Source organism: Cellvibrio japonicus Ueda107, from assembly GCF_000019225.1.
Lineage (GTDB): Bacteria > Pseudomonadota > Gammaproteobacteria > Pseudomonadales > Cellvibrionaceae > Cellvibrio > Cellvibrio japonicus.
Window position 1 is genome coordinate 3,778,004 of sequence record NC_010995.1, and the last position, 24,673, is coordinate 3,802,676.

At 53.6% G+C, this 24,673-nt stretch carries 25 protein-coding genes; 10 read left to right on the forward strand and 15 right to left on the reverse strand.

The window, feature by feature from the left end:
- The 7 genes from CJA_RS15260 to CJA_RS15285 all read right to left on the reverse strand — a co-directional run bounded on the left by CJA_RS15260 (position 1) and on the right by CJA_RS15285 (position 7,176).
- Positions 1–2,277, reverse strand: a complete 2,277-nt coding sequence (locus CJA_RS15260) for a multiheme c-type cytochrome (protein WP_012488753.1) — start codon at positions 2,275–2,277, stop codon at positions 1–3.
- 188 nt (positions 2,278–2,465) lie between these two features.
- Positions 2,466–4,262 (reverse strand): sensor histidine kinase, encoded by a 1,797-nt coding sequence (locus CJA_RS15265; protein ID WP_012488754.1) that lies wholly within the window; start codon positions 4,260–4,262, stop codon positions 2,466–2,468.
- Positions 4,262–4,939: a response regulator gene (locus CJA_RS15270; protein ID WP_012488755.1), complete on the reverse strand. Its 678-nt coding sequence runs from the start codon at positions 4,937–4,939 to the stop codon at positions 4,262–4,264. The genes CJA_RS15265 and CJA_RS15270 overlap by 1 nt, the downstream gene beginning before the upstream one ends.
- Before the next feature lie 160 nt (positions 4,940–5,099).
- The gene (locus CJA_RS15275; protein ID WP_012488756.1) at positions 5,100–5,597 is read right to left on the reverse strand and encodes a nuclear transport factor 2 family protein; all 498 of its coding nucleotides are present in this window, start codon (positions 5,595–5,597) and stop codon (positions 5,100–5,102) included.
- Between the two features lie 59 nt (positions 5,598–5,656).
- Positions 5,657–5,992 carry an OST-HTH/LOTUS domain-containing protein gene (locus tag CJA_RS15280; protein ID WP_012488757.1) on the reverse strand — a complete coding sequence of 112 codons (336 nt, stop codon included), beginning with the start codon at positions 5,990–5,992 and terminating at the stop codon, positions 5,657–5,659.
- Between the two features lie 215 nt (positions 5,993–6,207).
- The gene (locus tag CJA_RS19170; RefSeq protein WP_012488758.1) at positions 6,208–6,339 is read right to left on the reverse strand and encodes a SymE family type I addiction module toxin; all 132 of its coding nucleotides are present in this window, start codon (positions 6,337–6,339) and stop codon (positions 6,208–6,210) included.
- 255 nt (positions 6,340–6,594) lie between these two features.
- Positions 6,595–7,176, reverse strand: coding sequence for a putative PAP2 superfamily (locus CJA_RS15285; RefSeq protein WP_012488759.1), 582 nt, complete (start codon positions 7,174–7,176; stop codon positions 6,595–6,597).
- 159 nt (positions 7,177–7,335) lie between these two features.
- On the opposite strand from CJA_RS15285, the gene CJA_RS15290 reads away from it, so the two are divergent.
- Together CJA_RS15290 and CJA_RS15295 are read left to right on the forward strand one after the other, a co-directional pair.
- A complete protein-coding gene (locus CJA_RS15290; protein ID WP_041551605.1) occupies positions 7,336–7,581 on the forward strand; it encodes a type II toxin-antitoxin system CcdA family antitoxin in 246 nt (81 codons plus the stop codon).
- A complete protein-coding gene (locus CJA_RS15295; RefSeq protein WP_041551606.1) occupies positions 7,581–7,898 on the forward strand; it encodes a CcdB family protein in 318 nt (105 codons plus the stop codon). Before CJA_RS15290 ends, CJA_RS15295 begins: the two co-directional genes overlap by 1 nt.
- Here CJA_RS15295 and CJA_RS19175 read toward each other — a convergent pair.
- From CJA_RS19175 to CJA_RS15330, 8 genes are all read right to left on the reverse strand, one after another.
- The gene (locus tag CJA_RS19175) at positions 7,832–8,470 is read right to left on the reverse strand and encodes an HNH endonuclease (protein ID WP_187422471.1); all 639 of its coding nucleotides are present in this window, start codon (positions 8,468–8,470) and stop codon (positions 7,832–7,834) included. The genes CJA_RS15295 and CJA_RS19175 overlap by 67 nt on opposite strands.
- Before the next feature lie 161 nt (positions 8,471–8,631).
- Positions 8,632–10,188, reverse strand: coding sequence for an IS1182 family transposase (locus tag CJA_RS15305; RefSeq protein WP_012488761.1), 1,557 nt, complete (start codon positions 10,186–10,188; stop codon positions 8,632–8,634).
- Positions 10,189–10,363: 175 nt separating this feature from the next.
- Positions 10,364–10,783: a hypothetical protein gene (locus tag CJA_RS15310; RefSeq protein ID WP_041551608.1), complete on the reverse strand. Its 420-nt coding sequence runs from the start codon at positions 10,781–10,783 to the stop codon at positions 10,364–10,366.
- Between the two features lie 188 nt (positions 10,784–10,971).
- Entirely contained in the window at positions 10,972–12,216 is a 1,245-nt protein-coding gene (gene ltrA, locus CJA_RS15315) for a group II intron reverse transcriptase/maturase (protein WP_202944164.1), read from the reverse strand.
- A 575-nt stretch (positions 12,217–12,791) separates the two neighbouring features.
- Positions 12,792–13,214 carry a hypothetical protein gene (locus tag CJA_RS19390; RefSeq protein ID WP_148208900.1) on the reverse strand — a complete coding sequence of 141 codons (423 nt, stop codon included), beginning with the start codon at positions 13,212–13,214 and terminating at the stop codon, positions 12,792–12,794.
- 93 nt (positions 13,215–13,307) lie between these two features.
- Positions 13,308–13,622, reverse strand: coding sequence for a hypothetical protein (locus tag CJA_RS15320; RefSeq protein ID WP_049765477.1), 315 nt, complete (start codon positions 13,620–13,622; stop codon positions 13,308–13,310).
- A gap of 145 nt (positions 13,623–13,767) precedes the next feature.
- Positions 13,768–14,247, reverse strand: a complete 480-nt coding sequence (locus CJA_RS15325; protein WP_041551610.1) for a hypothetical protein — start codon at positions 14,245–14,247, stop codon at positions 13,768–13,770.
- A gap of 104 nt (positions 14,248–14,351) precedes the next feature.
- On the reverse strand, positions 14,352–14,546 hold the full coding sequence (locus tag CJA_RS15330; protein ID WP_041551611.1) for a YodC family protein: 195 nt from the start codon (positions 14,544–14,546) through the stop codon (positions 14,352–14,354).
- Positions 14,547–14,835: 289 nt separating this feature from the next.
- On the opposite strand from CJA_RS15330, the gene CJA_RS15335 reads away from it, so the two are divergent.
- From CJA_RS15335 to CJA_RS15370, 8 genes are all read left to right on the forward strand, one after another.
- The gene (locus tag CJA_RS15335) at positions 14,836–15,807 is read left to right on the forward strand and encodes an integron integrase (RefSeq protein WP_012488763.1); all 972 of its coding nucleotides are present in this window, start codon (positions 14,836–14,838) and stop codon (positions 15,805–15,807) included.
- A gap of 104 nt (positions 15,808–15,911) precedes the next feature.
- Positions 15,912–17,294, forward strand: coding sequence for a TolC family protein (locus tag CJA_RS15340; RefSeq protein WP_012488764.1), 1,383 nt, complete (start codon positions 15,912–15,914; stop codon positions 17,292–17,294).
- Positions 17,291–18,298 carry an HlyD family secretion protein gene (locus tag CJA_RS15345; protein ID WP_012488765.1) on the forward strand — a complete coding sequence of 336 codons (1,008 nt, stop codon included), beginning with the start codon at positions 17,291–17,293 and terminating at the stop codon, positions 18,296–18,298. The genes CJA_RS15340 and CJA_RS15345 overlap by 4 nt, the downstream gene beginning before the upstream one ends.
- Positions 18,283–19,479, forward strand: a complete 1,197-nt coding sequence (locus CJA_RS15350; RefSeq protein WP_012488766.1) for an ABC transporter permease — start codon at positions 18,283–18,285, stop codon at positions 19,477–19,479. Before CJA_RS15345 ends, CJA_RS15350 begins: the two co-directional genes overlap by 16 nt.
- A complete protein-coding gene (locus tag CJA_RS15355) occupies positions 19,476–20,618 on the forward strand; it encodes an ABC transporter permease (RefSeq protein ID WP_012488767.1) in 1,143 nt (380 codons plus the stop codon). The genes CJA_RS15350 and CJA_RS15355 overlap by 4 nt, the downstream gene beginning before the upstream one ends.
- Positions 20,615–21,154, forward strand: coding sequence for a DUF924 family protein (locus tag CJA_RS15360; protein ID WP_012488768.1), 540 nt, complete (start codon positions 20,615–20,617; stop codon positions 21,152–21,154). The genes CJA_RS15355 and CJA_RS15360 overlap by 4 nt, the downstream gene beginning before the upstream one ends.
- Positions 21,155–21,220: 66 nt before the next feature.
- The gene (locus CJA_RS15365; RefSeq protein WP_012488769.1) at positions 21,221–21,553 is read left to right on the forward strand and encodes a DMT family transporter; all 333 of its coding nucleotides are present in this window, start codon (positions 21,221–21,223) and stop codon (positions 21,551–21,553) included.
- Positions 21,554–21,747: 194 nt separating this feature from the next.
- Positions 21,748–24,666, forward strand: a complete 2,919-nt coding sequence (locus CJA_RS15370; RefSeq protein ID WP_012488770.1) for a DUF748 domain-containing protein — start codon at positions 21,748–21,750, stop codon at positions 24,664–24,666.
- Positions 24,667–24,673: the final 7 nt, after the last annotated feature.

Genomic DNA, 24,673 nt, shown 5'->3' on the forward strand with positions numbered 1-24,673 from the left:
TCAATTCCCCTGTCTTGGGTGCTGGGCCAGCACCGGGTCTTGTGGGTTCTGTTGTTTCAATTCACTGAGCAGGGCGTCCCGCTCGCTGCCCGGCGGCAGGTAGCCGAGCAAGGCCAAGCGCAATGGCCGGCGGGCGGGCCGCCGCTGCAACTGCTCGCGCAGCAATTGCAGTGCCTGTTCGCGTTTGCCGGTGTCGTGCCAGGCTACCGCCAGCACATAGGCGTAGGTGTCGTTGTCCGGCTCCAAGGTATGCGCCTGTTCAAGTGCGTGCACCCCGGTGCCGACCTGGCGCGCGCGGATATGCGCCAGGCCCAGGGCGTGGTGCAGGCCGGCATCGCCGGGATAGGCGCGCAGGCTGTCTTCCAGCAACCGGCGGGCAGCGGCGGGATCGCCGTGCTGTTCGCGCCATTGGGCCAGCGATACCACGGCCGGCGCAAAGGCCGGGTCGCGTTGCAGCGCGGTTTGCAGGGCCGCCTCCACCTGCCCGGCCCGGCCAGTCAGCCGGTAGAGGTTGGCCAGGTTGAAATGGGCCTCGGCATTGGCCGGCAACTGCGCCTGTACCTGTTCGTATTCGCCAAAGGATTCGGGCGGCAGGCTCGCGCCGTACTGGTCGGCCAGCATCAGCCAGTGCCCGGCGGCGGTGATGCGCACGGCGCGGAACGGGTCATTGATCAACTCCGCCAGCCGGGCCTCAAGCAGGCCGGGGTCCAGCGCCGCACTGGCCTCGATAGCCGCGCGCCGCACCGCCGCATCCGCGTGCCCGAGCGCCGCCTGCAACAGGCGCTGCGCCCCCGCCGAGGGATAGGCCGGCAATTCTGCGATCAGCGCGGCACGGCGCAGGGCCGGCAGGTCGCTCCGGGCAAGCTGTTCAGACAGGGCGGCAGCGGCGCCGGCCTGCCCCTGGCGGGCCTTGAACAGGGCCTGGGCGTAGCCGCCATCGCGGGGCCGGTGGTCGGGATACCATTGCTGGAACTGCGTCACCAGGGCCTCGGCGGGCCGGTCGGTATGGCAGCCCAGGCAGGCATCGCTGTGCCCCAGGGCCAATGCCTGGGCCGGGTCCGGCGAGCTGAAACTGTGGTCATGGCGCAGGTCGTTGCCCATATAGACCTTGCCGGGCATATGGCAGGCGCGGCACTCGGCCCCGGGCGAACCGGGCGCATGGTGGTGATGGGCCGGGCTGTCGTAGTTCGCCGCCCGCAGGTTATCGCTGCGAATGGCCGGGCGCACCGCAACCCCCGCCGGGTTGTGGCACTGGGTGCACACGGCATTGCCGCTCAGGCGCAACTGGCCGCTGTGGGCATTGTGGCAGTCGCTGCACACCACCCCGGCCTGGTGCATACGGCTTTGCAGGAAGGAGCCGTATTCAAACACCTCGTCCTTGATCTTGCCGTCCACCTCATAGAGTTCCGCGCCCAGCAGGCTGACCAGGTAAGCATCCTCAAGCCGGTTCCAGCGCGCGGGATCGCCCAGCGGCGTGCGGCGGCTGTGGCAGCGGCCGCAGGTTTCTATCTGCTGCGCTCCCGCATCCACGCCCAGGGCGTAGGCAAAGCCCTTGTTTGGGCTGCTGTCCGGGGCCGCTGTCCAGCGCAGGTGGTCGGAAGCCGGGCCATGGCAGCCCTGGCAGCCAACCCCCAGGGCGTGCCACTGGCTGTCGAAACCGCCGGATGCCGCGTCGTAACCGGGCTGGAAGCCGGTGGTATGGCACTCGATACACTGGGTATTGGCGTTCTGCGCCGGCTTGCTCCAGTGCAGGGCATGATGGGCGTCCACACCCTGGCCCTCGTAGAGATGGAACCAGCGCTGCTGTTCGCTATCCCAGGCGACACCCAGGGCCTGCAAGCGCCCGTCATCCAGCGCCAGCAGGTATTGCTGCAAGGGCGCCCAGCCAAAGGTATAGGCCACACGAAATTCATTGGGCGTGCCGGTGGCATCGGGGGTGCGCACCCGGAATTCATCGCCCTGGCGAAAAAAGACCGTGGTTTCGCGGTCGCTGGTCAAAGTGATGTTGTTGAAGTCGCCGAGCACGGTATCGGCCGTCGGGGCCAGCATGGCCAACTGGTGGTGCGAACCGAGCCAGTCTGCGAACTGGCGCGCATGGCATTGCCGGCAAGGGCTTTCGTCCACCAGCTGCAGAGCCGCGCTTTCCCGTGCGGGGGGCGGGGCCGTTACCGGGGCAGCCCCCCCGGCATCGCGCTCGCCAGGCGCAAACCACCACATCCCTACCAGCACAATAGCGGCCAACAAGGCACCGAGGAGGATAAGAAGACGCCAGTGCATAGTGTTATGTCAGCCCCGTGCTACGCGGTTCGGAATGCCTGGACAGGGGGCAGCCCCGCCCCTGTCAGGAAACGTTGCCTGCAATCCAGATAGATATAGTTATTGGTATTAGCCAGTCAGCGATAACCCATTATCGCGGCCCGGGCGCAGCACAGGCATACCATATTCATGGTATGCCTGGGTCGGCCCTAGCCCGGCGTGGATTCCGGCAATTGCAGGGGCAGCCTCAGGGTCAGGCGGGTGCCGCTTGCCAGCGGTTCGATCTCAATGCTGCCATTGAGCTGGCGGATGCGGCGGCGCATATTGTTCAGGCCGTTGCCGGCGCGATCCGGCTGGCGCGGGAAGGGAATGCCATCGTTTTCCACCTGGATACAGGCATTGCCCTCGTCATCCTGCCCACCCTGCACGCGGATATGGGTGGCCCGGCCATGCTTGAGGGCGTTGGTGACGGCCTCCTGCACAATGCGCAGCACGTTCAGGGCATGGGAGGGGGTGACCCCGGCGATTTCCGGCAGGCGCGCCATCGACCAGTGCAGGGACACGCCCATACGCCGGAGCTGCCGCTCCAGCCGCTCGCGCAGGCCGGCCAGGGCGGCAGGGAACTCCCGGTCGCGGATATCCAGCGAGTGGATCACCAGGCGCAGATCGTCCAGCGCCTCGCGCGCGGCGCGCTCCACCTGCACGGAGTTTTCCCGTTCGGACAGGGCGATAATCGACGCCAGGTGGCCGGAGAGGCCATCGTGCAGATCGGCGGTGAGGCGCTGGCGCTCATCGTTAAGCGTCCGCCAGGCGGCCTCCCGGCGCTCCTCCTGGTGCAGGCGTGCCAGCTCCCGCTCCTGCTCCGTCAACCGCTGGGTCAGGTAGGCATTAACGTCATCGAGCCGGTTCAGGCTGATACCCAGGCGGCGCATCAGGATCATGGCGATGCCGATCATCAGCGCCGGGCGATAGTACACAGACAGCAACACCGGGCCATCCAGCCGGGCGGTGACCACCGCATAGTCATGCACCGCCGACAACAGCGCCAGCAGCAGGGGAAACAGCAGCAGCCAGGCTTCGCCGATGCGCTTGATCAAAGCCGCCCAGCCGATGATCACCAGGCTGACCAGCAGCCCGGCCATATTCAGCGGGGCATTCACAAACATCACCAGCCCCGAGGTGGGCAGGATATCCGCAAGCCCCAGCAGGACACAGCCCGCGGGCACACCCGCCGCCGCCAGCTTCAGCCAGCGCGGCGGCGCTATGCCGGCCACCAGCAGCACGGTAATCACCAGGATAATGCTGGCCATGGAGCCAAGCATATACAGGTAGGGCATCAGCTCGGCCAGGAACGGCAGCAGGTTGCGCATCATGCCCAGGTAAATAAACATGGAAGTCACCAGCAGCAGGGTCAGCCAGCCGAACAGCGCCTCCTGGGGCCGGTACAGCCAGAGCACCAGCACCACCAGGGCCAGCAGCAACTGGCCGGCGGGCACCACCAGGCGCAGGTATTCCAGCAGGAACACCCGGCTGCGGTAATAGGGCACCAGTTCGTCGGCGCTGCCGATGTAAAGGGGGGAAAGGTAGCCCGGCACCAGGCTCATGGATTGCAGGTGAATATCGATAACATTGTCGCCCGCCTGCAACAGCCAGGCTGGCAGCGGCACCAGCGCCGTGGTGCCCGACGCCAGCCCGATCATGGTGGTGCGCAGCTCGGTATCGGCGATCTGCTGGCCGGCCAGCTCAACCACCACCCGCTGGCTGACGGTCGGGATAAACAGGTAGCGCGCGCCGGCCTCGTCCAGCGGAAGCGTTGCGCGGTAATGCTCCCAGCGACTGGCGGGCCGGCGCGCCTGTGGCAGTGCAACTGGTTGCCAGGCGCCATTCTCCAGGCGCTGGGCTTGCGCAATCGCCAGCACACCCGGTTCCGGCGGCTTCAGCCACAGGGGGACACTGGCCAGTGCCGCCAGCACACCCCACAGCAGCCCCAACCCCAGTGTGCGCATCACAGTTTTATCAGCCCCCTCTTCGAGGCTTCGTAAACGGCCTCCGAACGGTTGTTGGCCGCCAGCTTGCGGTAAATATTCTTGATATGCACGGGCACCGTGTGGCGGGAAATACCGAGCCATTCCGCCAGTTCGGTATAGGTAAAGCCCTTGGCGATACCGCGCAAAATCTCCGTCTCCCGGGGTGTCAGCTCCGGGGTTGGTGTGGCTGGCGTGGAGCCCCCCATGCGCCGCACCAGGATGCGGGCGATGGAAGAGGAAATCGGCGAGCGCCCGGCGCGCAACTCCTGGATCGCCTCCACCAGCTCCAGGGAATCGGCATCTTTAAGCAGATAACCCACGGCACCGGCCTCGATGGCCCCCAGCACCGTCTCGTCATCGGCCAAGGCCGAAATCACCATGGCATCCGCCTCGGGATACAGGCGGCGCAATAACTGGATAGCCTCAATGCCGTGGCCATCGGGCAGGTTCAGATCCGCCATCAGCAAATCCACCGGCTGGCGGTGCAGCCTATCCAGCGCCTCGCTCAGGGTAGCGCAGGCGGCCACCAGCTCGCCGCCGGGCCAGTCACCCAGAATGCGGGCAAAGCGCTCGCGCAGGGGCGTGTCGTCCTCCAGCAGGAGCACCCGCACAGGCGGCGCGGGTTGTCCGCCGCTGTCATCAGTCGTATTAGTCATGGAACAAGTAAGCCTTTTGGTACAGACCTATCATGGCAGCGCCCGGCGGCGGCCAATATACCCTGTTTATGGTATAGGCGCGTTCGTGTGATTAGGCCATATACCAGCCATGTCATCTACAAGCGTCGTCATCAGCTTGCGACAACACCGGCTATCCGCATTACTGGTTGGGCCTGTGGCCATAACTGAGCACCCGGGTAATCTGCCAGCCCGCATTGAGATTGCCCCACACCATCACAAAATCCGCCACACCCTCGCACTCCCCGGTGGAAAATTGGCAAAAACGATGTGAGCCCTGGGCAATAGCACCATAATCCTTGATGGGAAAAACCTTAAACGTCTCGGGAATCAGTTCGCGGCGAAATTTCCCACACACATATTTTTCCGTGTTGGCAATCATATCCTGCCGCGACCAGGTTACACCGCCCGTATCATGATAAAACTCCACATCCGCCGCAAAATAGCTGGCATGCTTTTTAAGTTGTTCCGGCGAACTGCAATGGTTAAACGTATCGAATACCGCCGCATCCAACGCGGCAATGGTGTCAAACAAGGTTGGCAGTTCGCTTTGTTCATTCGACTGATTATTGGGAGCGCTGAATGTATCCAGAGAGGTGATAACAAATAACACAGCAGCCAAAGGTATGAATTTTTTCATGCACACATCTCCGGGCAAAAACATGGTTTTACTGCATCAAAAGGAGTACCGCCAACATCTCAGTTGGCGGACATGGTAGTAGTTGGAAGTATTGATTTTTTTAGCTGTTTAGTACGTTTTTTATCCCTAACCCACAGCACCGTGCCATTTGTTTTTTTCAGCTCAAACAAATCAATGGCCATAAATAAGTCGCTCAATTTTTTGAAGCCATAATTTCGCTGGTCAAAAGACGCATGATTAGAAATATGGGTTCCAATAGGCCCCAGCATAGCCCAGCCCTCTTCATCTTCCACCGCCTCAATAGCTTGCCTGAGTAAATTGATTAACTTGGTATCACTCTTAATACTTCGGCTTTGTTTCTGCACCGGCAGCTCGGTTTCCGGCTCATCATCCAAATAGAGAAAGCGGGAACAACTGTTGACAAAGGCGGTTGGTGCCTTGCGCTCACCAAAACCGATAACAAACTTACCATCTGCCAGGGTTCTCGTTACATATCTCCTTGTAGTTTGACACTACATTAAAGGCTAAGAGATAACGAACACTCGCTCCCGTATACCGGGGGCGAGCATTCCGTATGGCTAGGCACCAGGTGGTGATTAAGTCATCAATACTATAGACCAGCCTGGTCACCCGATGAAGCCGACAGGATGATTTGACCGGGGTTGATGGTGACTTGCAGTTCTGTGCCAATTGACAAGTTGGCCTGCTCCAGCCAATAGCCTTTGAGAAGGATAAACGGCACAAACCGTGGGCGGGACTTTTTGCGGAAGGTCGGGCTGTGGAACTGATAGTCGTATTAAGGTCTTAAGAGTGAGAGCGAGGGGGTATCGAAACAAGGAGCGATTTAGAACAGCAATACTGTTTAACTTTGGCGGATTGAATCTTTATCCAAAATCGGTATCCACCTGATTAGGGGAAGGGCCATAAATCAACAGTTTCTTGGTGTTTTTTATGCGTGGGATTTTACGCCTAATGCTGCGATAAACGGATGGTATTGTTAGGCATTTACAATGTGAACAAGGAATTGAAAAGATATACCTGCAAACAAACCTAAACCAGCACCGATAGCTAGATCAAGCCGCGTATGCCGTTCAAGGTGAAATCTTGACCAGCCAACCAAAACAGCAAAAAAAAGAAAAAAGGTAGCCACACTTACATTAGGAAAAATAAGGCAGCTTGCAAGTATTGCGAAGCCAAAATGCAGTGATGGTTTTGCGATTTTGCTTAAAAAATAGCAACACAAAACGATAGCGCCGGAAAGACCAACGGCAAATACAATACCAGAATGTACGTCAAACAGAAAAAGAACCAAAGTTCCAATAAACAAAAATACACTTGCACTAATGTTAAGTTCTTTATGTTCGTTTTTTAATGATGCATCTACATGTTCCCATTGCCCGGTTCTTGTTTTAACTTGAGAATATGTGAAAACAAAAATTGCAAAGAAAATAGCGACTATAACTGCCAGTAACTGAACCCTATGATTATCGATGGAATTTGCCGCTATTGCTGCGGCAATTGGCATTAGCAACGCAGGATGCCCCACGATTGAAATAAAACGAGCGATGCTGGTTATCATTTTATGCCTAATGCCCGGCTTTGGGGCGGGCTTGTAGCCGCAGAGCGGCGGAAAGGCCATCCCAGCCCTGAAGGGGCGACAACAGCCGATTGTTATATGCCTTGCCTCTTACGCCATATGCGCATATTGTATGCGCATTGTCCGCATAGAGGAACGACTATGAACCACGCATACAACTCCCAAGCCCCTAAAAAACCTACTAATGTCAGTATAAACAGCGACTTACTTGAAAAAGCCCGAGCGCTTAATATCAACCTGTCCGCGACACTGGAGCAAGCATTAGCCGAACAATTGCGAAACGAGCAGCGGGCACAATGGCTGCGCGAGAACGCCGATGCCATTAAGGCCTACAATCAATTTGTTGAATCCAATGGCACGTTTAGTGACAGTATAAGGAAGTTCTAATGGCACAGTTTTTTGCATATAAGAACTCCAATCCCGGTACGCGAAAACAATACCCCTACTTGTTGGATATTCAAAGCGACTTGCTGAGCGAGCTGAAAACGACTGTTATCATACCGCTCTCTCCTGCCAAAATTGCGGCCCCTATGAGCCTGACAAGACTAAACCCGTCTTTCACTCTCGATGGCGAGACGTTTATCGCAATAACCCAAGACATTGCCGGGATTGATCGCAGCCAGCTTAGCGCTCAAGCTTATGATCTATCAGCATATCGCCCTGAAATTATTGCCGCAGTCGATTTTGTACTCTCTGGCATATAACGCCGCATTGCATGCGCTTTTGCTATTTTTTGCCTTATTTCAGTTGCAAGTTCTTGGGCTTCACGCATAGTTGATTGGACCAAATCCCAATTAGCCCAATGCTGTTTCCATTTTTCCTTACCTACTACAGATTCAAAATCTATCAAAGTTGGCTCACCCCAATTTTCATAATTCTCCAACCGCCGGATACGCTTATCAATATCCTTAATCCCACGGGTTTTTGGTGATAGTTTTGCATTGCTTTGCATCCAAGCTTTCCAAGGCTTGTTACCTTTGGATTGATTACACTTTCCGCAAGAAGGCACAAGATTGTAAATTTCTGAAATATATCCTGTTGGAAGTTTATTGATTACCAATGGACGTAAATGATCCCATTCTGATGCCGCTGCTCCACAGTATGCACACTGAAAATCGGCATATCCCATCTCTAAAATTTCTAATGCCTTTTGAACTTGATTATCTGTAGGGACAATAATTGGAATAATTGAATTAATAAATGAATTAGTAATACTCGAAGATCGACCTGTGATCTTCATCGGTGTTGGCATTCTGAATAGTGATAAGTAATTCATGACTCTAAATTTCTAACGAGCTTGTAGAAAAACGATTTTTAGAGATCGTTATCCAGCAGCTAAAATTGAAATTATTACCTGGCCAGTATTTAACCACAACCCCTTAACATAATCACCCATTATCCGCAGTCGAATGAATTCGATGTGAATAACTCTGTGGATTAACCCACATTCGCGTAATTCATTAACTTTTCGATGTTATGTACCAAACAATATAACTGCCATTGACCTTGCACCTTGCGTTTTCCTCGTAACGAAAATCGATTCAGCTGTTTATTCGCGCAAATATTGGCGAAAACCGGCTCCACAGTCGACATGCGATGACCGTAAATAGCTTTTCCTTGTTTGCTATCAATCCGACGCTTCATCCAGTCTGTCGCATTGGCATGAATCGAAAACGTTTTAGATACCTGACGCCCATGACCTTCGCGGCTATCAGCTGACGAAGGATTACGCATGCATTCATACTTGAGGGGACAGTGACGACAATCCGTTAGCTTACCCTCAAAATACAATTGCATTCGACCTGGCCCTTGACGGTATTCATGTTTCAGCCACATGTCCTTCCCTGCCGGACACTTACAGCTTTTTCGTTGCAGGTCAAAAATAAATTCCGAGGCCGGAATAACGGCTTTTACTCCCTTCACATTATCTTGATGGCGCTTACCATGTTTCTCTTTTTGATGGTCAAACATCTTGTCTCTTGAGCGAAATTGATTATCCGGAATATATGCATTGATACCTTCTTCTTTAAGGTACTCATCGTTAGCACCATTGGAAAACCCCGTATCTGCCGTAATGATCACATTGGATTTTAGGATGTCGTCGCAGATCCCCATCTTTTGGTAACGCGTCTGTATGCTATGCAGAACAGGCTTTAATGTGTGATGTTCCTGACTTTCACCAAAAGCCTCGGCATCAACAATAACCTGATGCTTCTTATCAACGGCGGCTACGCCGTTGTAACCCTGGATGGTACCTTTACTGGTCGTCATCTTGGCCGACTCATTGTCGGTAATATTGCTCTTCACTTCCTTTGGTTTTTTACCTTGCCCCATCCGTGGGGTTGCTGTCTTTAGGAACTTATCTATCCGCTCGAATTCTTTTTTCAGGGTGTCGGTTGCTTTAGCGAGTTGCTGCTTGCGGTCTCGCTCGTTGGGTTTTCGGCCATCCAGTTTTTTGTGTTCTTTCAAGCAGGTGCGGATTTTGCGGCTGATCTTTTCTCGCTTTTGAGCCAGCTCATCCAAGGTTCCGGAGTGCTCCTTGGCGGCATTAGAAGATATCTTGCAACCATCAATGGCAAAGAGTTCATGTCCCAGTAAGCCATGTTGGTCGCACACCAGTATTACTTGTGTAAAAACCGATTCAATCGCATCCGGATAGCTACTGACAAAGCTGGCAATGCTGGTGAAGTGGGGGACGGAATCGCAGGAGAGGGCTTTGAAAATAATATTGTGCTCGCATTGCCACTGAATGTCGCGGCTGGAGGTAATGCCCTTGGAGTACGCAAACAAGATAATTTTTAGCAAGATGGCCGGATCGTAAGCTGTACGCCCACCGCCATCGTTGCTGTACTTTTCGTAGAAAGCCGACAGGTCGATATGGTTGTCGATTAATTTATGAAGGGTAAATTCGAAAGTGCCTGGCTGTAATTGCTCTTCAAAATTAATAACCACCATTGCGCTTTGGCTATAGCTGTATTTTTTGAAGTTTGGCATGGCGCTACTCCTTGAAACGATACCGAATTTTATCAAAAAATCACTATTTTTAGGAGTTTTTCTACAACTTCAACGCCGCGATAAGCGGTGGTTTTTAAGTTGCACTTTTGCCATAAAATGGAGCGAAGCGGAATGGCAAAAGAGCAACTTAAAAACCATCCGTTTGATTGCTTTGTTAGGCATGGTGTTCGTGGCCAAACCCAATTCTATGCCAAGCTTCTTTAAAATTTGATGTGTCGTATGATGTTGGTTGAAGCCAATATGAAATAACACCATTTTTTTCGCCACGATGAGCTAAATTTTTAATTTCTTCAGGGAGCATTACAAATACATTTGGCTCTTTACCAACATTATTAATTATTAGCCAAAAATCACCCATAACTTTTTCAAGAGAGCTACCCAATGGTACGGGATTTCTTTTTGTAAGTGATTTTACTTGAACCCCAATAAACTCAGTTCCTGATTTGTTATAAGCAATAATGTCTATGCCTCTAGCGTTTCTCGCAGTTGGCATAACGTTCCAACCCATACAGGAAAGCTTATAGCACGCGTAATACATTCCGATATTTCCAGTCACCTGAGTTTCCAGCTTCATTACTATTGCCTAACGCCGTGCTCAACGGCAGTTTGTAAGTTGTGGTTTTGTGGGTTACTTTTGCGCAGCAAAACCACAAAGCCGCGAGTCGAGTAGACCAACGGAACCTCCCCCATCAGCCCCTCACAGAACCGTACGTGACACTCTCGCGTCATACGGCTCTTGTTATTCCAACTATCAACAATGTATCACCAGTGCGCAAACAGGGTCGGCCGCCACTGTTTGATTTGCGTTAACCATGAGTAGGCGTTCAGTCGTCGGCTGCGCTTCTGCGGATATTTACCTTTTACCCATTTTGTTAATCGGCATTCAATCGCTTCTCGAATGCCTTGCAGTGCCGATGGATAAAAAGCGCCGTAGTAGGTAAACCACCCTCTGATTTGTGGATTGAGCTTTTTGCTGAGTGTGACTATCGATAGCCTACTCAATCGTCTCACATTCCACTCTCTCATCGTCTTCACAATCGCTTTCTTGGCTTTGTTGCTGATGGCCGGTACAAAACCCGGAACCAATTTGCCATCTTTGCGTTTCACGGTTCTTCGCCGGAAGGTGAAGCCCAGAAAGTCAAACGATTGCGCTTTGGTCCTTTCTATTTTGCGTCGGCCACAGTATACAATTTTGGTTTTCTCAGGGTGCAGTGTTAAATCAAAGCGCTGCATCCTTCGTGAAATAGCACTGAGCAGTTGCTCCGCTTCATGCTCTGTTCGACAATGACAAACAATATCGTCGGCATAGCGCTCGAACGGATTTTGTGGAAAATATTTTTGCATCCAGCTATCAAACACTTTGTGCAAATAAAGATTCGCCAACAGCGGGCTAATAACTCCCCCCTGTGGCGTTCCTTTTGCAGTCTTGTGCAGCTCACCGCCCGGCATTTGCACACCGGCCGTGATCCAGCGCTTGATGTACAGCTTGCACCATGGGTCATCCGTTGCTTGTGCAACAAATTTTTGTAATTGATCGTGATTCAAATTGTCGAAGAAACCTTTGATATCCAGATCAATGACCCATGAATATTTCCAGCAGTTTATTTTCGCCGCTTGCACCGCGTGATGGGCACTCCGCCTGGGGCGATAGCCAAACGAGGATGCGTGGAATTTGCTATCCCATTCCGGCTCCAGTGTCATCTTGACCACCATTTGCGCCACTCGATCTGCCACCGTGGGTATACCCAGTGGACGCAGCTTGCCATCCGCTTTGGCCATTTCAACTCGCTTTACCGGTGGTGCCATGTAGCTGCCTGAACTCATCCGGTTCCAGAGTTTATACAACTCATTTTCCAAATTGTGTTCAAACATGTCGATACAGACATTGTCAGCACCCGCAACACCCGCGTTTGCTTTTACTTTCAACCAAGCCGCATACACCAACTGCTTCGATATACTGTAACTGTGCACTGATTGTTGAATCCTGCCTTGCGGTTGTTGGTTCAATCACTGCTGAATAACATCGCCCCTTCGCTCCATTGTCATTACAACAACTTCAACACTACTACGAACGATTCCGCCACTGTGCGCCGCATCGATACTCTCACCTTACGGGGTCACCGCTTTCGGCTTCTCTCTTAACATCAGCACGACAGCTTCCCGAGTTCCTCACAAAAGCCTGATAAACGGTCACGCCTTCTTTACGCCGGTTGCCATCGGATCAGTAAGCAGTTTTCTTTCCGGTTTCTCTCAGCAATTGTAAGGGTCGCTGATTTTGACAACAGTTAGGGACATCACGACGCCTCATCAAAGGTTCACTTGCGTTCGTCTCCGTTTATCGTACCTGCCGAATTTTATTCCGACTTTTCTTCAACGCTCACGACAATGACTCTTTATCAATGCCGCTTGAAGTGGTTTGCACTCACTTACTGCAAAGCGAATGCGGTGGGCCTGCCACCATCTCTTGCGAAGTTACGTAAACAGTTTGGACGCTACGCGACCCCACCATTTACTCTCGGCACACCTTACAAACTGTCCAGCACGCAAAGCGTGCGAACTAGAACGCCTTGTTAATGATTTGGCTATAACCACATTTGCACAATAATTGTAATGGCAACCCCACAAGAACCCATACCAAACAGAACTAGCTGCCACCAAAACAGACACCACGATAATTTTCCTAGAGCCTTGGTTTCTTGCCGGTCACTAGAACTGACTGGTTCATCTTTATAGCGTGAACGTGCAATCTGCGTGGTAGCACGAAAATCTCGCAGGCGGTTGATGGCGCACCAAACAGATAGACCAATGGAAATTGCGAGCAAGACCATTGAGCATGTTGCGATAATAAGCAAGCAACTGCTAACGGGCTGAACAACAACAAAACCAGAGACTAAAAATGCCAGAAGACCTGTAGATAGCCCAAGAACAAGATTGGATACAGACGAAAAATAATCTCTCGTAATACCTTGCCACCGAACGAAGCTCTCTTTATCTTCTGCTGCCACTTACTTTCTCCTGCTCATTAACGCCCGCAGCAAGCGCGGCTTTGTAGTGAATGCGAAGCCGCAACGGAAGAGTCGTCGCCTTGACTGCGATTGTTATGTTTTTGGTGCCCAGCCATTACGCTCAGCCAAGACTTGCCACTCAGGTTTTTTTGTAGGGATTATACTTTCACAATATTTAATAAGGCTTTCTAGATGAAGATCCTTGCCATTGTATAAATTCCCTGGCGTGGACTTTCCCTTAACTTTTGGATTGGCATGAGAACCTTGCAGCCTCGTTATTACATTGCCTAAAAGCTGCTTCAGTTGAACATCTTCAGTTTTGTTCATGATTTTACCAAGACTTGTAATGTGAGAGGCTACGGTCTTCATTTCCTTCAGTGCATTTATTGTTTCTTCATAAATAGTCATAACTTTTCTCCTTGCCTTGGCAAAACATAACACTTAGGTAAGTCGTGGTTGGTATGTTGTGTTTTTTGGAGCAAAATGAGCGATAGCGAATTCCAAAAAATGCAACATACCAACCATCGGCTTGACCGTTTTGTTATGTAATTATTTAAGCTTTTGGTATCTCTTGCAGATTATTTAAAAGCTCAATACCCGATATTACTTTAAAGCCCTCAGCGTTACAGATATTTTCACACCAACTTTTTTGGCTTGCAATTTCACCATCTCGAGTAGCTTGGTTGTTCCAGTTCCGATCATAAGCCTGTGTGTAGAGAACCATGAATAGCTGTACTTCAGCACCATAGAATTTTTTTAACAATTCTAAATGTTTTGGATGACGCTCCCGCTCACATTTAACATTACAGCCTTCTATTTCAAATGCCGCGATAACTTTCCAATACCTTGAGTTAGGAAGGTTTTGCTCATTCGAATTCGAACTTTGCCTTAGAGCCCAAACCAAGTCGATATGTTTAGGTCGTTCTTCTAAATTCGGAGGACAATCAGAATGCAATGCAAACTCAGGAATTACACAATATCCTTTCTCTCGACCGGCTTCGATTAGAGAAGAGTAAATATCATTTTTTGTCATTTATTTTTTATATCCCATATCAACATAACGTTTGGTTAAGGGGCGGGCTTTAGCCCGTCCCAGTGAGCGAAGCGAACGATTTGAACCAATTGTTATACAGCAGGCTATACGCTAAATGGCATAGCTGTGTCGTACTCCTCTAAGGTGGCCTCCAGAAATTCGTCACGATGAATTTTTGCTTTTTCTGACCATACACATAAAACTTTATTAGGCGTACTTCCGGAGTACCCCTCTACGGTCATAAGCTCACCGCCAGACTTTAGAATCACCACATCACCTACGTTGAATTTATTGCTCATAACGACTCCTTTTTGTTGTTTGACGAAATTCAAAATTTTTATTCATGACGTATAACATTGTTATTAGACGGAAAGTTTCCGTATAACATCCCGGAAAATTTCCACCTAAGTTTTTTGATCAAGCTTTATACCACACCGTCAAACTACCCGCCATTACAGGCTTATAGCACTTTATTATCAATTAACAAGCGAGATAAAAGGTGGAAAGCTTCCTTGCTAATTCACCTATTATGGATACAATAACTGTTTGCATATACAGCTCACTTATTTAAAGGAGCAAGGAGGCATAATGTACAAATCCCCTTTTTTATCAAGCATTTACGATGAAATGATGCGCCGTCGCTACGCCAAGCGAACCATCGAAACCTATTTGCATTGGATCAAGCGTTACATTGTGTTCCATAACAAGCAGCATCCGTCCTTGATGGGCGACAGAGAAGTTGAAGCCTATCTTGATCATCTGGTTTTACAGCACAATGTCGCGGGACCAACACAAGCACTGGTATTAAATGCACTCAGCTTTCTTTATAGGGAGATATTGCACAAACCCTTATCCCTGGAACTAAGGTTTGTCAAAAGTCAAAAAACCCGCAAGCTCCCCGTAGTACTCACCCGTGACGAAATAACTGCGTTGATGGCTAACATAAGCAGCAACCATTACTTACCGGCAGCATTGATGTATGGCAGCGGCCTTAGACTCATGGAGGCCGTACGATTGCGAACAAAAGACATAGATTTTGATTACTGCTGTGTGCGGGTCTGGAATGGGAAAGGAGGAAAGCATCGTACAGTCACCCTGGCCCCAGAGTTAAAAAAGCCTTTAACAGTACAAATACAACGGGTGGAATATCTCCTATCCAAGGATTTGCTAAATCCAACCTATGACGGTGTTTGGCTACCACATGCACTCCGGCATAAATATGTTTCTGCCAATACATCACTGGGTTGGCAATATTTATTTCCATCGGATCGTTTGAGTATCGATCCTGAAAATCAACGGGTCAGACGACACCATATTGATGAAAGCGGATTACAAAAAGCCATCAGAAATGCCTCGCAAAAAGCCAATATCCGCAAACATGTTAGCGCACATACACTGCGTCATTCTTTTGCCACTCACTTACTAGCATCCGGGGCTGATATTCGTACCGTGCAGGATCAGCTTGGACATACAGACGTTAAGACGACTCAAATTTATACCCACGTTTTGCAAATGGGCGGCAATGCCGTAAAAAGCCCCTTCTCAACGCTGGGTATTTAGCAACCCCTGCGCGCCTCATAGCAGCCGCTATACTCAACTCCATCATTCCCTCCCACAGGGAAATCCCCATTACGCCATAGACAACAGGCATGACAGGAGACGCGATGCCTATTCCCCCCAAATGCCAATGGCTGATGCTGTTAATACTCGGCACTGTTGCAGCATCCAGTTGCCTGGCCGCACAGGCCGAACCCTTGGTGTTGAGTTTTGAGGAAGCGCAGCAGCGCCTGTTGGCGGTGTCCGATGCGCTGGAGGGTTCGCGCAGCCAGGTGGAGAATCGGCGGCAGTTGGCGGAGGCGAGCCGGAGTTTGGCTTATCCGGAGGTGTCGGTGGATGTGCGCCGTTTGCGCTTCCAGAAAAGCCTTGAGTTACCGCTGGGGTCGCTGGAGCCGGTGGCTGAGGCGTTTGGGATTCCCGATCCGCTTGAGTTTGAACTGGCCGATTGGCGCACCCGTCCGATTGTGACGGCGACTATGCCGGTGTGGACCGGCGGGCAGATCAGTGCGGCCAAGGCGGCTGCCGATGCGGCGGTGGCTGAGGCGGATGCGGTATTGATGCGCGCTACGCAAACCGAAACGGTGCAGTTGGTGGAGGCCTATTTCGGGCAGCAGGTGGCACAGCAGGTACTGGCGGTACGCCTGGAGGTGCGCGAGGGTTTGCAGCAGCACCTTGCCCATGCGCAAAAATTGGAGCGGGAGGGGTTTGCGACCCGCGCCCAGGTGTTGCAGGCGCAGGTGGCACTGGATAACGCCGAGCGCGAGTACCGTAAATCCATGAATGATTTGCGTGGTGCCGAGGCGGCGCTGGCCGGGTTGCTGCGCAGCGATACCCCGGTGCAAGCGCGCTCGCCGCTGTTTGTGGTGCAAGCGCCATTGGAACCGGTGGAGCATTTTGTTGAAACGGCGTTGCGCGACCATCCGGGTTTGTCGCAGTTAAAAGCCATTGGCGAGCAGGCCCGGCAAAAGGTGCGCGCTGAACAGGCTAACTGGCAGCCGCGGGTGTATTTATTCGGCCAATACGATTTAAAGCGCGAGGACGCGCTGCTGACCGAATCCGATTGGGCTTTTGGGATTGGGGTGAGTTATACCCTCTTTTCCAATAAGGATCGCAGCCGCCAGGTGAGTGCGGCGCGCAGCCAGCAGTTGCAGGCGGAATACAGTTTGCGCGATACCGCGACCAAGCTGGAGATTGGCGTGGCGCGCGCCTGGCTGGCGACCGATAGCGCCCGCCAGCAATTTGCCCTGCTGGACAGTGCCCTGGCCAGCGCCGGGGAAAACCTGCGCTTGCAGAGCCTGTCGTTCCAGGAGGGGCAAGCCACCTCGCTGGATGTGATTGATGCGCGCCTGCAACTGGGCAAGACCCGTATTGATCGCGCCCTGGCTGCCTGGCAGTTTGACCTGGCCTTGGTTCAACTGCTGGAGGTCAGCGGACAAACCGACCGTTATAGCGATTATCTCCGCAAGGCCGACAAGGTGCTTACACCATGACCCGAACGCTGTTGACCCCCGCTTCCCGCCCGCGCTTGCTACTGCTGGTGGCTGTGTTGCTGGCCTTGGCGATTGTTATCGCCGGGCTTTGGCTGGCATTCCGACCGGCAACCGGATTGGTGCAGGCTATGGCCGATGCCGATTCGGTAAAAGTCTCGACCAAGATTTCCGCCCGCATCGCTGAGCTGCATGTGCGCGAGGGCGAGCGGGTGAGCGCCGGGCAAACCCTATTTACCCTCACCAGCCCCGAAGTGGAGGCCAGGTTCCGCCAAGCCAATGCCGTGCTGGATGCCGCCCGCGCCCAGGCCGCCAAGGCGGAGGAAGGCGCGCGCGCCGAGCAGATTCGCGCTGCCGAGGCCAACTGGAAGCGGGCCAAAACCGCCTCGGATCTGGCGCGGGCTACAGCGACCCGCCTCGACCGCCTGCACAAGGAGGGCGTGATCACTCGCCAGCAACGCGACGAAACCCTGGCCCAGGCCACTGCTGCCGAGGCGCTCACCCAGGCGGCCCGCGCGCAATACGATGAGGCTCTGGCCGGTGCCCGCCGCGAAGACAGGGAGGCGGCCAATGCCCAGGTGCGCCAGGCCGAAGCGGCGGTCGCGGAAGTCACCGCCGCCCGCGATGAAACCCTGGGCCTGGCACCCAGCGCGGGCGAAGTGAGCAAACGCCTGGCCGATGTGGGCGAGCTGGTGCCCGCCGGCTACCCGGTATTTACACTGGTGGATATCGACAATATGTGGGTGTCCTTTACCCTGCGCGAGGATCAGTTTGGCGGCGTGAGTATGGCGCGCCGGCTCAAGGGCGATATTCCCGCGCTGGGGTTGACCGGCGTTTATTTCCAGGTGTACTTCATCAGCCCGGCGGGCGATTTCGCCACCTGGCGGGCCACCCGGCAATCCGCCGGTTACGATGTGAAAAGTTTTGAAGTCCGCGCCCGCCCGGTAGCCCCCATTACCGGTTTTCGCCCCGGCATGAGTGTGCTCTTCCCGTGGCCACAACCCTGACCCGCCCAACCTCCGGCTGGCGCCTCTCCCTGGTCAACTCGGCCCGGCGCGAGTGGCAATTCCTGTGCAATTCCCCCTGGGATATGGCGCTGATTACCTGGATTCCCTGGCTGGCCATGGCGCTGCTGGCAGCCATGTTTTACAGCGCCGTGCCGCGCTCCTTGCCGGTGGCGATAGTGGACGACAGCCGCGGCCCGGTCAGCCGGCAGTTGATTCGCGCACTGGAGGCAGCCCCGGCGCTGGATGTACGGGCACGGCCATTGCAGTTGAGCGATGCCTGGTCACTGGCGCGCGCCATGCAGGTGGATGCGGTGATCCATATTCCCGCCAATGCCGATGACCAGGTTCAGCGCGGCCAGCAGGCGACGGTATTTGCCTTTTATAACGCTGCCTTTACCACCGCTGGCGCCAGCGCCTTCCGTGATATTGATGCCGCCGTAAAAAGCCTCTCAAGCCGGGTGGTGCTGGAACACACCGCCTTGCAGCGTGGCCCCGGCAGCGTGAAACCGGCGCCGGTCAGCGCCCAGGTAAGCGTGTTATTTAACCCGGCGCGCAGTTTTGAACAGTTCCTGTTGGGGCTGTTATTACCGGCGATATTGCACCTGATGCTCTGTGTGGCCGTCACCAGCGCCTGTTGCCGCGAATTGCGCGACGGCACCGCCGGGCACTGGCTGGAACAGGCCGGCGGCCATTTGCCGGGAGCTATTCTGGGCAAGTTGCTGCTCTACGTGCCGTTGTTTTCCCTTTACGGGTTCGCGGCGGTGTTGTGGGTGGGCGCGATCCGCGGCGATGGCATCCCCGGTTCCCTGCCGGCGCTGCTGGCGGGCCAGGTATTGATGTACGCCGCCTACGCGGCCATTGGCCTGCTACTGTCCGGCGTGGTGCGCACTATGGGCACGGCGCTGTCCGGTGTCGGGCTCTATGCCGGGACATCCCTGGCGTTTTGCGGGGCAACCTTTCCTATCGACGGCGCTTCGCTGTTTGCCCGGCTCTGGCATTACCTGCTGCCCTTTACCAGCTATGTGAAGCTGGATGCGGCCGAGCGCTACCTGGATGCACCGGCCTCGGTGACCTTTACCCATTTGGGGGCGCTGGGGTTATTTATCCTGATACCGGGCGCTATCGGCTATCACGCTTACCGCCAGGCGGTCTACGACCCGTCCAGTTGGGGGAAACGATGACCGGCACTGTCCTGCGAGGATTCCGTAGCGCTTTTGACGGCACCTTTCGCGCCATCTTTGCAGACCGGGCGGTGGTTACGGTGATGGTGGGCGCGGTCATCCTCTACTCGTTTTTCTATCCCATGGGATACCGGCAGCAGGTCGCCAGCGAACAGCCGGTGGTGATTGTCGACCAGGATCGCACGCCCCTCAGCCGGGAGCTGATACGCCATATCCAACGGGTCAATGCCGTTCATGTGATTGCCATCGTTGAAAGTGAGGCGGAAGCCGCCGCCCAGGTTGCGGCCATGCGGGCAGAGGGTTTTGCGGTGATCACCAGCGGTTTTGAGCGGGATATTTTGCGCGGCAATCCGGGGCCCATTGCCCTTTACGGCAATGGCGCCTTCCTCGGGCGAACCAATAGGGTGCTGACAGGATTGGGCGATGCCATTGGCGGTTTCGCGCACGAGGCGGCGATCAGGCAGGCCGCCTTTGCCGGCGCGGCCACGCCGCCGCCCTTTCACCTGGTACAGCGGCCGCTGTTCAATACCCGCGAAGGTTACGGCAGCGCCGTGGTCACCGGTGTAGCGGAGCTGATCATCCAGCAAACCCTGCTGATCGGCATTGCAGTCATGGCCGGAACCCGGCGCGAGCGGAAGGGGCGCCTGTTTTTCTCTGCCCCCCAACTGATGGGTATTGCCACCGCCTGCGTGCTGGTCGGCCTGATCAATATGCTCTACTACGCCGGGTTTATGTTCTGGTACCAGGATTATCCCCTGGGCGGCAACCTCGCCGGCCTGCTGCTGGGCGGCCTGTTATTTATCGGCGCGGTAGTGGCATTCGGTTTATTCCTCGCCAGTTTTTTCCGCACCCGCGAGCGCGCTTACCCATTGATTCTGGTAACCTCGCTGCCGTTATTTTTCCTGTCCAACCTGTCCTGGCCTGCGACAGCAACACCCGGCTGGTTGGTGTGGCTGGCGAAACTGATCCCCTCCACACCGGGGATTAATGTGATGGTGAAGTTCAACCAACTGGGCGCGAGCTTTACCGAGGCAGCACCGGAAATTGTGAATTTACTGGTGTTAATTATTGTGTTCGGCGCGCTGGCCTGGTGGCGCTATCGCCGCCCCGGCACAACAAGTCCAAGGAGTATTGAATGAATTACCAAAGCGTTCTGGATTTCTGGTTCAACGAATTAACCCCCGCCCACTGGTGGAAAAAAGATGAGGTGCTGGATAAAACCATCGCTGAACGTTTCACCGGGCTGCATGAGCAGGCCACGCGCAATGAATTGTTTGGCTGGCGCACTCATGCCAAAGGAGCACTCGCCGAAATTATTGTGCTCGACCAATTCTCACGCAATATTTACCGCGACCTGCCCGCCGCCTTTGCCAGTGATGCCCAGGCGCTGGCGTTGGCGCAAACAGCGATTGGCCAAGGTGTTGACCAGGCATTAAGCCCGGTTGAGCGCAGCTTTCTGTATTTGCCGTTTATGCACAGCGAATCGCGCCTGATCCACCAGCAGGCGGTTGCGTTGTATACCCAATTGGGCGAAGCCCTCAATTTGGAGTTTGAATTAAAACACAAGGTGATTATCGACCGCTTTGGTCGCTACCCACATCGCAATACAATCCTCGGCAGAAACTCAAGCGCAGAAGAAATGGATTTTTTAACGCAACCTGGCTCCAGCTTTTAAACACCATCACGCCCAATAATCACCGGCTTAAAACGGTACAACACCGTTATTAACAGGAACAACACGATGAACCCATGGATCTTTTTAAGTATTGCCATTATCGCGGAAGTGATTGCCACCTCGGCCTTGAAGGCCAGCGATGGTTTTTCCAACACCCTGCCCGCTACGATTGTGATAGTGGGCTATGGTGCTGCTTTTTATTTTTTGTCGCTCACCCTTAAAGCCATTCCGGTTGGCATTGCCTATGCGGTTTGGTCAGGGGCGGGCATTGTGCTGGTGACGGCTATCGCCTGGATACTCTACGGGCAGAAGCTGGATGTGTGGGCGTTTGTGGGTATCGGGTTAATTGTGAGCGGTGTTGCGGTGCTTAACCTGCTATCGAAAGTAAGTGCGCATTAGTATGTTATGTGCGCCATTCTGCGATGGCGATGTCTGCAGCCTTCGTCTGTGTACTGAGCGTCAGGCCGATCAACGCCGGTGAAATGGACGCTACACCGCTAAAAAATACGTAAAGGTATTCGGAATTCGCCGGGAACAAAGGCTAGAATTCAACGTCTGGTAAATGTGAATCTAGCAGCCCTGCCCTGGTATCTATGTCTTCGTCTCTCGCTACGCTAAAACACTGGTTTTTCCTGGATACAGCACTCGCCAAAGCCCTGCGCTGGCTGTGCTATCTGTACCTGGGCTGGTTTCTGCTCTGCTGTATGATCCTGACCCCATTACTCAACTATGCTGCCGGCAAGGTGTACCGGGAGCAGACGGGGCGCCAGTTACATTACGATCTCATCAGCCTTAATCCCTTTACGCTTAACCTGCTGATTGTGAATGCCAGTGACCGCAATCCGGACCAGAGCGTTTTCTGGCAATTCAAGCGCGCGGATATCAACCTGGCTTTTTGGCAGTCGGTGTTTAACCTGGCCCCCGGATTGGATGAATTGTCCCTGAAAGGCCTCGCGGTCCATATCAGCCAATCAGACAAGGGGTTGTTTAATATCGATGACATTGTGCAACACCGTGCACAGCTTGCCGCCGATGCCCCCACCCCGGTCATGGCAGACGATGGCGACAGCCCCCTCTTTCCGTTTTTTATCACGCAAACCGACCTTCAGATTGATCGCATTAGCTACAGCGAACACCGCGCAACCACAGATTACCGCCAGGCAATTAATGACCTGCGCTTCACCCTGGATAATTTTTCCACCGTCAATGAAGAGGGACAGGGTTACCACCTTAATGCACACCTGGGCGACCAGGGCACTGTGCGTATATCCGGCACTGTCTCACTGGCGTCCAATAACAGCCAAGGTAATGTCCAGGTAGAGGCACTTCCACTTTCACCGGTTACCGATTACCTGCAGCAGCAGCTGGGCTTTCACTTGCAAAGCGGCAGTATCGATTTCAATAGCGATTACCGTATCCATTGGAAAAACGATGTGCACTACGGGTTTGATAATGGCCATCTCACCCTTAACCAGTTTGCCATCCTCAGCCACAACCCGCAGGATTTACAGTTACAACTGGAACAACTGTCGCTTGAAAAACTGTCGTTAAATAGCGAGCAACAACAATTGCATATAGCGAGTGTTGCGCTGGATAAGCCCCTGCTGAAATCCTGGAGCAATGGCCCTGAGTCCGGTTTACTCAAAGCACTGGCATTTACCAGCCCGACGGATGCGGGTAACCCGGGCACGGCTGAAAACGACAATAATGATTGGGATATTCGCATTGATAGCCTGGCATTACTGGAGGGGGATATCACCTGGAAACTCGCCGAGCTGGATAACCGCGACCTTCGGTTGCAGGGCTTGCGCATTGATGCCACACCGCTCGCTTTATCAGGCAAAACCGATACGCAATTTTCCCTGTCAGCCATCGCACTGGAGGCTACGCCCCTAACAATCCACGGCACCTTAAACCCGGTGACACTGGATGGCCAGCTCACACTGGATGTGCAACAACTGCCACTGGCATTGGCCAATAGCCAACTGAAAACTCTGATCGCTGGAAAAATCACCCAAGGGCTATTCAATACCCAGACACAGATCAACCTGATCCAGGGAATACCGGACAAGATACTGACAACAGGTACCATTAACCAATTTGTCCTCGCCCCCTCTTCACAACAGGAAGACGCGCTCCGTTTTGATCATTTGGGATGGGACAATGCACAAGTTGATATGACCCGTGAAAGCCTGCACCTTCCCCTGGTAACCCTATCCGGCCTGGATGGTCGATTTATCATTACCAAAGAGGGAAAAACCAATCTAGATGCTTTGCTTATCACATCCGCCACCCGCGATGCGCAGCCCCAGGCTACGACTCACACGGATGCAGAGCCATCATGGTCGGTGGCACTGGATAAGTTGGTATTGGATAACGCGTCTTTCCGTTTTAACGATGCCAGCCTGACCCCGCAATTTACTGCCGCCGTGCAAAACTTCGGCGGTGAACTCACCGGTTTATCGAGCGATACCCGGACCAGGGCCAGGTTTCTTTTCAACGGTAATGTCGATGGTTATGCCCCGGTATCCCTTAAAGGCGAAGCCCAACCCTTTTTGGCCGATCCCATGGTTAAAGCAGAACTCCGCTTTAAACACCTGGACCTGGGCGGCTTAAGCACCTACTCATCGACCTATGCCGGCTGGCGCATTGAGCGGGGCCAGTTAACCGCCGACCTGAACTATCACCTGGAGCAGGGACGTATCCTGGGCGATAACCATATTGAAATGGACAAATTGCAATTGGGTGAGCGCGTGCGCAGTGCCAGGGCCATGGATATTCCCATTCGCCTTGCACTGGCGCTGGTAACTGACAGCAACGGTTTGGCGGTGTTGGATATGCGTGTTACCGGCGATACCAACGACCCGCAATTTGATATCAGCAAAATTCTGATGAGCACCTTGAAAAACACACTCACCAAAATTGTCTCCGCGCCTTTCCGCCTGTTAGCCAAACTGGTTAACAGCGAAGAAGAGCTGGAAATATTGCCGTTCAATTCAGGTTCGCAAGCCATCCTGGCAACGGCGAATCGCCGTCTGGATACCCTGCATAATGCGCTTAACAAACGCCCCCTGCTCAGCATAGACCTGCAGGGGCGCTACGATCCGGTATCCGACAGGCGCGGCCTGCAAATCCTGCAGGCAAATAGCATCCTGTCCGGCGCAGGATTAGACAGCCAGGATATCAAACAGAAAAATAATCGCTGGGAACTCGCGGTCAAACAACACTACCGCACACTGCCGGATAACCACGGTGATAAGCTCAGCGCTGATGAAATGTTTGAGAGCTGGATTGCTACCCTACCGGTACAAGACAGCGAATTGCAGCAGCTGGCCCTATCCCGCGCCAATGCATCCAAGCAGCATCTGGTAAAAAAATTCGGCATAGACCCCGGACGGGTGTTTATCAATAACGCAACCCAATGTAAGGAAGAAAACCCCGCGGAGTGCCGCCGCCGCGCGGTAAAAATAGAGCTGCACAATACCTGGGACTTATCCGGCACAACCTTGTAAGCGAAAC